Origin of the sequence: Streptomyces adelaidensis (genome assembly GCF_016598475.1) — a bacterium.
Classification (GTDB): Bacteria; Actinomycetota; Actinomycetes; order Streptomycetales; family Streptomycetaceae; genus Streptomyces; species Streptomyces adelaidensis.
In genome coordinates this window covers 1-8,349 of sequence record NZ_JAEMUX010000158.1, presented here as the reverse complement: position 1 = coordinate 8,349, position 8,349 = coordinate 1, and the positions used below count along the sequence as shown (strand labels likewise).

The window sequence follows — 8,349 nt, the reverse complement described above, 5'->3', positions numbered from 1 at the left end:
CGATGACTACGTTCAGTAGTGATCTCCGCTGATGACGTCCCGGGCGGCTGCGGGGCCGTCCTGCCATCGGTCCCAGGCGCTTATCGCGCTGTCGCTGCTGCCTGTGCCGAGCGAGGCGGTCCGTTCGCGGCGCGCCGCCGCCCGCCGGGCCCGTTTGCCGGTGGGGCCGGCTGGAGGCGGACGCGGGCGTCCACCCCGCCGCCGGGGCCAGGGTGCAGGGTGATCTCGCCGCCGGAGGCACGGACCAGGTGGCGCACGATGGGCAGGCCCAGGCCGGTGCCGTCGTGGTGGGAGTCCGAGGCGCGCCAGAACCGGTCGAAGGCCCGCTCCCGGTCAGCCGGTGACATGCCGGGGCCCTGGTCGATGACGCGGAGTTCGGCGCCGGGGGCACGGGTGAGGGTGAGCGTGGTGTCGGGCGGAGAGACGCGCAGCGCGTTGGCGACCAGGTTGTCGATGACCTGCTCCAGCGCCCCGGGGATCGCCCAGACCCGGCCCGCCGTCGTTCCGGCGACGGTCAGGGTGATGTGCTGTTCGGCGGCGAGCGACTCCCACATCGCCGCGCGGTCGGCCAGCACGGTGTCCAGGTCGGTCGGCTCAGGGGTGATGGCGGAATTCTCCAGGCGGGCCAGGGCGAGCAGCCCGTGCACCATGCGGCCCAGCCGCTCGACCTCGCCCATGGCTTCGTCCAGGCTGTCGTGGGCACGCGGGTCGAGATAGGGCTCGAAGTTCTCCAACCGCAGCCGCAGCGCCGTCAGGGGAGTCTTGAGCTGGTGTGATGCCTCCCCGGCGAACGCCTGCTGGGCATCGAGCAGTTGCTGCAGCCGGGTGGCGGTGTGCGTGAAGGAGGCGGCCAGTTCACGCAGTTCGGGCGGGCCGCTGCCGGCGTCGGGCGGGTTGGTCAGACGACCGTCGGCCGGCTCGGTGGTGGCGCGATGCAGGGTGCGCAGCGGGCGTGTGATCCAGCGGGCCAGGGTGAAGGCGACCAGTGCGACCGCGGCCAGAATGCAGGCCCCGGCCAGTGCGAGGGCGAGCCAGATGGTGTGAATGCGGTCGGCGACCATCGTCATTGGATACGTCAGCCGCAGTGCGCCGCGGATCGTGGTGCCCGAGGCGCCGGGCTGGGTGGCGTACAGCACCTCCCCGCCGTCCGCGCCTGTGCGGGTGCCGGTGGTGGGCTGGTTGTTCAGGGCGGCGACGTCCGGCTCGGCGGACAGGTTTGTGCCGGGGCGCACCGCAATGCCGGAGGCTGCCAGCACCCGGCCGGTCCGGTCGACCACGACGGCCTGGCCGCCGGTGCGGGCGGTGTAGTCGCCGATCAGCGCGGGCAGTTCGGTGAGGTTGCCCTCCTCGATGTTCTCCTCGGTGACCTCGGCGAGCATCGTCGCGTCCCGCTCGATGGTCTGGGAGAAGCGGGCGGTCTCGCCGCGGGCGTAGAGGTAGCCGAGCGGGATCTCCAGACCGGCCAGTACAAGCAGGGCCAGGCCGAGGTAGCTGTACAGCAGCCGCCGGGTCATCGGGCCGCCTCGGACGGCGGATCCCCGGGCGCGGTCAGGCGGAAGCCCACGCCGCGCGCGGTCGTGATCCAGCCGGGATCGCCGAGCTTGCGGCGCAGCGCGGCGACGTGGGCGTCGAGGGTCTTGGTGGGGCGGAAGAAGTGCGGGTCCCACACCGCGTCCATGATCTGCTGGCGGGAGTGCACGGCCCCGGGATCCTGGGCGAGGTAGGCAAGCAGGTCGAATTCCCTCGGAGACAGGGCGACCTCGCGGCCCTCGACGCGGACCTGCCGGGTGCGCCGGTCGAGGTGCAGCGGGCCGAACTGCTGCGGTGCGGGTGCCGCTGCGGGTATCGCGGAGGTCGCGTCCGGTCCCGTCGGGACGGCAAGGAGAGCGCCGGTGCGGCGGGTGACCGCGCGGATACGGGCCACCAACTCCCGTACGCCGAACGGCTTGGCCATGTAGTCGTCCGCGCCGAGCTCCAGGCCCGCCACCCGGTCGACTTCCTCCCCCCCGGGCCGTGATCATGATGATCGGGATGGGCGAGCGGGCACCGAGGCTGCGGCATACGTCCAGGCCGTCCATGTCCGGCAGCCCGAGGTCGAGCAGGACCAGATCAGGGGATGCGGCGGCGTCCGCCAGTCCGGCGGCGCCGGTGCGTACCCGGTCCACGGTGTAGCCGTAGCGGCCCAGCCCCTCGGTGAGCGGGCCGGCGATCCGGTCGTCGTCTTCGATCAGCAGCAGCCGCATGGGGACAGGCTCGCACAGCTGTGCCACGGGAGTTGGGGTGTTCACTAGAACCCGCCTGGTACCTGGGGAAACGGATGATGCGCCACGACTGCGACGGCAACGCAAGGGGGAGCCTCCCGGCCGGTCAACGCGGGAGTGGAGGACCAGCCGGGCTGCGAGAGCGGGGCAGCGACAGCGCCGGACGCCGAGGGAAGTCAGCCGTCGCCAGCGCGGTCGTCGTCCTCGCGTCCGCGGTCCTCCCGTTCGTCCTCCCCGTGCTCGTCGTCGCCCTCTTCGCCGGCGCCGGGAACGGAGCCGGTCGGGCTCGACGTGACAGACACACCGTCACCGGCTCCACCAGCGGCAGGGGGCGCGGCGGAGGCCGCGACGTCCGGGGCAGGAGACGGCTCGGCGGGCGACTTCGGCGCGGAGACCCGGGCGGTACCGCCGGAGCCGCTGGGCACCGAGTCGGAGGAGACCGTCTCACTCACCATCGACAGAGCGGCACCGAAGCCGCCCATGACCACCAGTGCGGCGACGCCCATCAGGGCCGGCCTGCGCCGGGCCGCCAGCTGCTGCCACCGGCCCGCCGTGCGCGAGCGGTCTTCGTCCGTGCGCCGCTGCTCCCCGTCCGCGCTGTCCGAATCCTCAGCGGGGGCCACAGGCGGCGCGGAGCCGGGCGGCGGTTCGCCCGCCGACCAGGACTGCGCCGGCGCGGGCGAGGGGCGGTCGGGGTAGTCGAAGGAGTCCTCCGCGTAGCGGTCTCCGTAGCCGCCCTCCGCCGAGTTGAGAGCATCGACGGCGAGCACCGCCGTCGCCTCAGTCGCCGGCTCCGGCTCCGGGGCCGGAGCCGGAGCCGGAGCCGCGGGATCGGTGGGCATGGCGCTCCTCCCTTCGGGCCGACCAAGGATCAGCTGCCGTCTTCGTCGGCCTCCTCGTCCTTGGTCTTGACGACCTTGTACGTCGCGGGGTCGAGGTAGACCTCGACCTCACTGCCGTCGGCCTTCTTGATCTCCACCGCGTACATCCCGGGGTTCTCCGCGTCCTCCTCCGACTTGACCACCGTGCCGGGATAGGCCGCCAGCGCCGCCGCCTCGGCCTTCTCCTTTGCCTCACCGGTCAGCGGCGTCTCCACCGGATCGCCGCCCTCCGCTTCCTCGTTCGCGGCTCCGTCCTCTGCGGGAGCGGCAGCCTGCGTATCGCTCGCGCCGACGGCGGCGGAATCACCGGAGTCGGATCCACCCCCGCAGCCGACGAGCGCGAACATCAGCACGGCGGCGGGAACGGCGGCCAGGGCACGACGGGGCATTGCACGCATCAGGTGTCTCCAGAGCGGTCGGGGTGCGGAGTCCGGGGCCGGACTTCCGGGGGAACGTCAACGACCCTAGAAACACGCCTTCCAGAGCAAGCCCAGAGAAGAGACAGCAACAGACCAGCAAGCGACCAATCTTTCGCCACCACCGCCGCCCCCGACCCTCCACGACGGCACGAGACAGGCATGGTGGGCTTCCTGGTCGTCGCCATGTTCGACGGGACGGACGACCGTCAACTGAGGAACAGGGGCTGTCATCCCGGGGCAGGTCGTCGCGCAGAGCTGGATACCGATGGGGGGACAGTAACGACCGTCGTCGGCGGCGGTGTCGGCGAGGAGCTCCGTGACCAGCCCGGGCGCCACAGCGCGATCCCTGCCCTCGCGCGCCACGGTGCGCTGCGCCCAAGCGGCGCACAGCTCGGCCAGGACGGGCTCCCACACGGTGCTGTGCAGGCCGCCACCTGCACCCGGACGGCGGGTGCGGGGCAGGTGGACGGCGATGTCCTCCAAGGCGAGGTCGTCCAGCTCAACGACGGCGGCCCACCTCAACGATCCGGTCGAGCCGGCCGCCCAGTGGGAGGGGATCTGGGTCCGTCCGGCGCGGGTTCTGCGGATACCGGCTCAGTGATCGAGCAGCTCCGGGTCGGCGTTTCCGGAAGCGCACGGCGAGCGGGAACGGGTGGCACTAACCCCCACCCCAGGAACACCACTGTCCACAGGCATGGATTTCTGATGGCCACCAGCCCCGACACCCACCGACCACCCACCTGGGCATCTCAATGACCGTTGACACAGGCGCGGGCGCCCCGACGTGCCGAATCGTCGGCCGCCTCGTCCACGTGATCGGCGCGAACGACGTCAAGTCCGAGAACAAGATCCGGGGCATGGCATGCGCCGGAGCGTACGTAGACGAGGCCACGCTTCTCTTGGAGCCGTTCTGGGACATGCTCCTGACGCGCATGCGCGCCCCCAGAGCGAGGATCTGCGCGTCGGCCAACCCCGACAGCCCGGCTCACTGGCTGAAGGCCGAGTTCATCGACAACACGGTCCGGCGGGCGTCGACGCGAGATCCAGGCACGGCTACACCACTACAGGGGGCATGCCCCCCGCTCAGGCGGTCATCAGGCGCAGCAGGTCCGTCGCGTACTTGCGGATGAAAGTGGGGGACAGGCGTGGCACATCCCGATCCGGTCCGATGCCGGCCTCTCGGACGGCCTCCCGGAAGCGGACCGACGGGATGTCCGAACCGGGTACGGCCTCTCCCGGTTCCTGGAAGCCGTGCAGCAAGGGAAGGACGGAGTACTGGCGTTGCGCCTCGGGCAGGCTGCGCAGGGCGGCTTCGACGCGGACGAGCCAGTCGCCGTAGCCCGCGATCCGCTCGATACCGTGGCCGTCCTCGATGAGCCACTCCACGAACGTGTCGAGCGAGATGCCGTCGTCGTGCGGGTTCACCAGGCTGAAGGTCCGGTACCCGGAGGTGCTCCGTCCCAGCGTGACGACCGATGCCGTGGTGAAGTCGACGGGCAGGCCGTCGTAGTGGGCCCGCGACTCCTCGCCGCTGCCGGTCCGGTAGAAGGAGTCCGGGGCCACGCCCGTCGCGAGGAGACTGAACAGCAGTCGGCTGAACATGGTGTGCGCGTTCAGCTGCCCGGCGTACCGGCTGTGCGCGAGGGTCATGGTGCAGCGGAACACCGTCACCGGCAGGTCGCACAGGTCATGCGCCTCCCGCAGCAGCACCTCCCCCGCCCACTTGCTCGTCGTGTACCCGCTTGCGTACCCGCCGTCGACGGGCTGAACCGGCAGCGCGGCGCGGACGTCGGTGTCCTCGTCGAGAGGCTGCCCCTTCCGGGATCTGGAAACGGCCACGCTGGAGATGTACGTGAACGGCTTGAGCCGTTTCGTCAGGGACAGCCGGATGAGCTCCGCGGTTCCAAGGACGTTGGCGTCGAACAGGTGGCGGTAGGGCAGCACATGGTTCACCAGGGCGCCCGCGTGGACGATCAGGTCCACCTCACCGGTCAGCCGTTCCCACGTCGCCTCGTCCAGGCCCAGCCTCGGCTCGGCGATGTCTCCCGCCAGCACTTCCAGGTGCTTGGCGGCCAACTCCTCGAAAATGCCCGTCAGTTCGGAGTCGCCGCTGGAGAAGGCATCGGCCATTCGCTGCCTGGCGGCGTCCGGGTCCTTGCCCCGGACCAGGACGATCAGCTTGCCGTCGGCCGGGGTCAGCCGCTGGAGCCACTCAAGGGTGAGGAAGCGCCCCAGGTATCCGCTCGCGCCGGTCAGCAGCACGCGACGTGGCACCCCAGCGGGGCGCGGGAGGCGGTGGACGCCGTCGAGAGTCGCCACGTCGATGAACCGGTTCAGGGTGAGGTCCTCGGCGTGCGCCTCGACCGCGTCCTCGCCGTGCACCGACGCGTAGGTGGGTCGCGTCGCGGTGGCCGTGCGCTTGGACTCGACGTAGGCGGCCAGCTGCCGCAGGTCGTGCGCGGGGCTGATGATGACGTCGACCGGTACCCGCACGCCGAAGGTGTCGTGCAACAGGTTCGACAGCGACACTGCGGACAGCGAGTCGCCGCCGAGGTCCCTGAAGTGCGCGGAGGGACTCACCTCTGTCATCGAGCCCACCAGCAGCGCCCGCGCGGCCCGCTGGACCGTTTCCAGAACCGGCCGGTCACCGCCTGTGCGGCGCAGGTCGAGCAGCTCCTGGGTCTCGTGGGCCGAGATCTCGGCGTACAGACGCTCCAGCCGCTCGCCGTAACGCTCCACGAGCTTGGGCCACAACAGCTTTCGTTGGTCCGACAGCAGGCCGTTGACCTGGCTGAACGGCTCGGCCTCCAGGAGCAGGCCCCTGGGGATCTCGTACGAGTTCAGGCCCGCGTCCTTCGCGATCCGCTGAAGCGATTCGCTCAGCAGTTGTTCGAGACGTTCCCGGTCGTCCCCGTACCGCCGCAGGGCGTCCGGGGTGGGGACGACGACGGCAAGCAGGTGGGAGCGCTCACTGTTCCCGTAGAGGAAGATCTGCCGCACGAGCGGGCAGGCGGCGAAGATCGATTCCAGTCTTGCGATCGCCACGAACTCGCCCTGGGACAGCTTCAGGACACTCTTGCGTCGGTCCACGACGGCGATACGGCGTGGACCGAGCTCCGCGACGATGTCACCGGTCCGGTAGTAGCCGTCCTCGTCGAAGAGCTCCGCCGTCAGCTCGGGCCGCTTGTAGTAGCCGGGGATGCCGTCGGCCTTCAGCAGCAGCTCGCCGCGCGGGTGTGGCGCGTCGGTACGGAAGTAGCCGAGCTCGGGCACGTCGGCCAGCTTGTGGTCGATCACCGGCGGGGACAGCAACTGGCCGTCGGCGGAGATGCCCGCGACCTCCGTGGAGCCGTACATGTTGTGCAGGGGAACGCCGAGGACGGCCTCGGTGAACTCGGTCAGTGCGGCGGACAGCGGCGCGGAGCCGCAGCCGGCCCAGCCGACGCGCCCCCCGAGGACCTCCTCGCGAAGTTGCTCGCGCACCTCCGCCGCGGCCCGCTCCGGGTCGGCGCCCTCGGAGATCCGCCGGTCCAGCTCGCTCCGGTAGAGCTGGTGGAGCATCTCGCACACGCGCGGCACGAGAGACAGCTCGGTGGGCCGTACGAGAGCGATGTCCTCGAAGAATGTCGACAGGTCACTGCTGGCGGTGAAGCAGCCGGAGCCGCCGCGGGCCAGGGTGTTCGTCAGCAGGAAGTGGCCCGAGACATGGCTCAGCGGCGTGTACTGGATGGTGACCGTGTCCGTGTCGGTCCGCTTCACGCGGTCCTCCCACATCACCCTGGCGAGCCGCTCGGTGTATATCGCGCCCTTCGGCGTTCCCGTGCTCCCCGAGGTGTAGATGAGCATCGCGAGGGGATCCTCGTCGTCGCCGGGAAGGTACAGCGGCGCCTCGGCCAGGCCCGCGCCGCGGTCGAGAACCGCCGACAGGGCGACGACCTCCACGTCCCGTCCGGCCTCGGCCAGGCTGTCGCGGGCGGCGGCGAACCGCTCCGCCTGGTCCTCCGCTCGCGGGTGGTAGTCGAACACGAGCAGCCGCTGGACCGAGGGCGTGCGCAGGGTCAGTTCGGTCGCGACGTCCAGTCGCTCGATGCTCGCGGCGACGAGCAACGGCTCGGTCTCCGCCATGATGGACACCAGATTCTCGACCGGTGAACTGATCTGCAACGGAACGTTGACCGCGCCCAGATAACCGCACGCCAGGTCCAGTGTCGCGAAGTCCCGGCTCGTGAAGCCGAGGAGGGCCACCCGGTCGCCCGCGACGACAGGGCGCCGCGGGTGGTGGTGCCATTCGCTCGCCACCGCGCGAATACGGCTCCACAGCTCCCGGTAGGTGGTCATCTCGTAGCGTGACAGCAGACGTACCGAAACGCGCCTGGTCCTTGCGTCCCGCACGAACTCCCTCGCACGCTCACCGACGGCGGGCCGGTCCTGAAAGCGCTCAAAGGCATGTTCCATTACTTGCGCGAGTCGCACTGCGTGTCTCCGCATCGCATCAGGTGGCGGACTTGTCCGGATCGCCGGCATATCGGCCTGTGACCTCCCGTTGCCCGGACGTCGGCAGGCACACGAATTCCAGCCGGGCAGACGCGCGAACCGGCAAAGGAGCATCATTCCACGCGGGAGTTCGTATAAAGCGTCCCCTCGGACCAGATGTAACGAGTTCCACCCCACCTGGCCGCCGACTCGACGTCGGGAAAGAAACCCCGTCCCCCAAGATTCGCGCTCGTGTTGCACAACACGGGTATTCCGCTGATTTCCGCGTAGGCGGTGAGAATACGAGCAGTGTCG

At 70.4% G+C, this 8,349-nt stretch carries 4 protein-coding genes and 1 pseudogene; all 5 read right to left on the bottom strand.

Translation table 11 applies throughout. The features are described from left to right. Positions 1 to 80: 80 nt before the first annotated feature. The 5 genes and pseudogenes from I8N67_RS40235 to car all read right to left on the bottom strand — a co-directional run bounded on the left by I8N67_RS40235 (position 81) and on the right by car (position 8,049). Positions 81 to 1,514 (bottom strand): sensor histidine kinase, encoded by a 1,434-nt coding sequence (locus I8N67_RS40235; RefSeq protein ID WP_200309265.1) that lies wholly within the window; start codon positions 1,512 to 1,514, stop codon positions 81 to 83. Further along, positions 1,511 to 2,243: pseudogene (locus tag I8N67_RS40230) on the bottom strand (response regulator transcription factor). The gene I8N67_RS40235 and the pseudogene I8N67_RS40230 overlap by 4 nt, the downstream one beginning before the upstream one ends. Positions 2,244 to 2,437: 194 nt before the next feature. Then, the gene (locus I8N67_RS40225) at positions 2,438 to 3,103 is read right to left on the bottom strand and encodes a hypothetical protein (protein ID WP_200309264.1); all 666 of its coding nucleotides are present in this window, start codon (positions 3,101 to 3,103) and stop codon (positions 2,438 to 2,440) included. A gap of 29 nt (positions 3,104 to 3,132) precedes the next feature. Further along, a complete protein-coding gene (locus I8N67_RS40220) occupies positions 3,133 to 3,540 on the bottom strand; it encodes a PepSY domain-containing protein (protein WP_200309263.1) in 408 nt (135 codons plus the stop codon). A 1,104-nt stretch (positions 3,541 to 4,644) separates the two neighbouring features. Next, positions 4,645 to 8,049 carry a carboxylic acid reductase gene (gene car / locus I8N67_RS40215; RefSeq protein WP_307835517.1) on the bottom strand — a complete coding sequence of 1,135 codons (3,405 nt, stop codon included), beginning with the start codon at positions 8,047 to 8,049 and terminating at the stop codon, positions 4,645 to 4,647. Between the last annotated feature and the right edge of the window lie 300 nt (positions 8,050 to 8,349).

Coding starts and splice junctions, on each gene's coding strand:
- I8N67_RS40235 (WP_200309265.1), bottom strand. CDS start 1,514: ATGACCCGGCGGCTGCTGTACAGCTACCTCGGCCTGGCCCTGCTTGTA.
- I8N67_RS40225 (WP_200309264.1), bottom strand. CDS start 3,103: ATGCCCACCGATCCCGCGGCTCCGGCTCCGGCTCCGGCCCCGGAGCCG.
- I8N67_RS40220 (WP_200309263.1), bottom strand. CDS start 3,540: ATGCGTGCAATGCCCCGTCGTGCCCTGGCCGCCGTTCCCGCCGCCGTG.
- car (WP_307835517.1), bottom strand. CDS start 8,049: ATGCGGAGACACGCAGTGCGACTCGCGCAAGTAATGGAACATGCCTTT.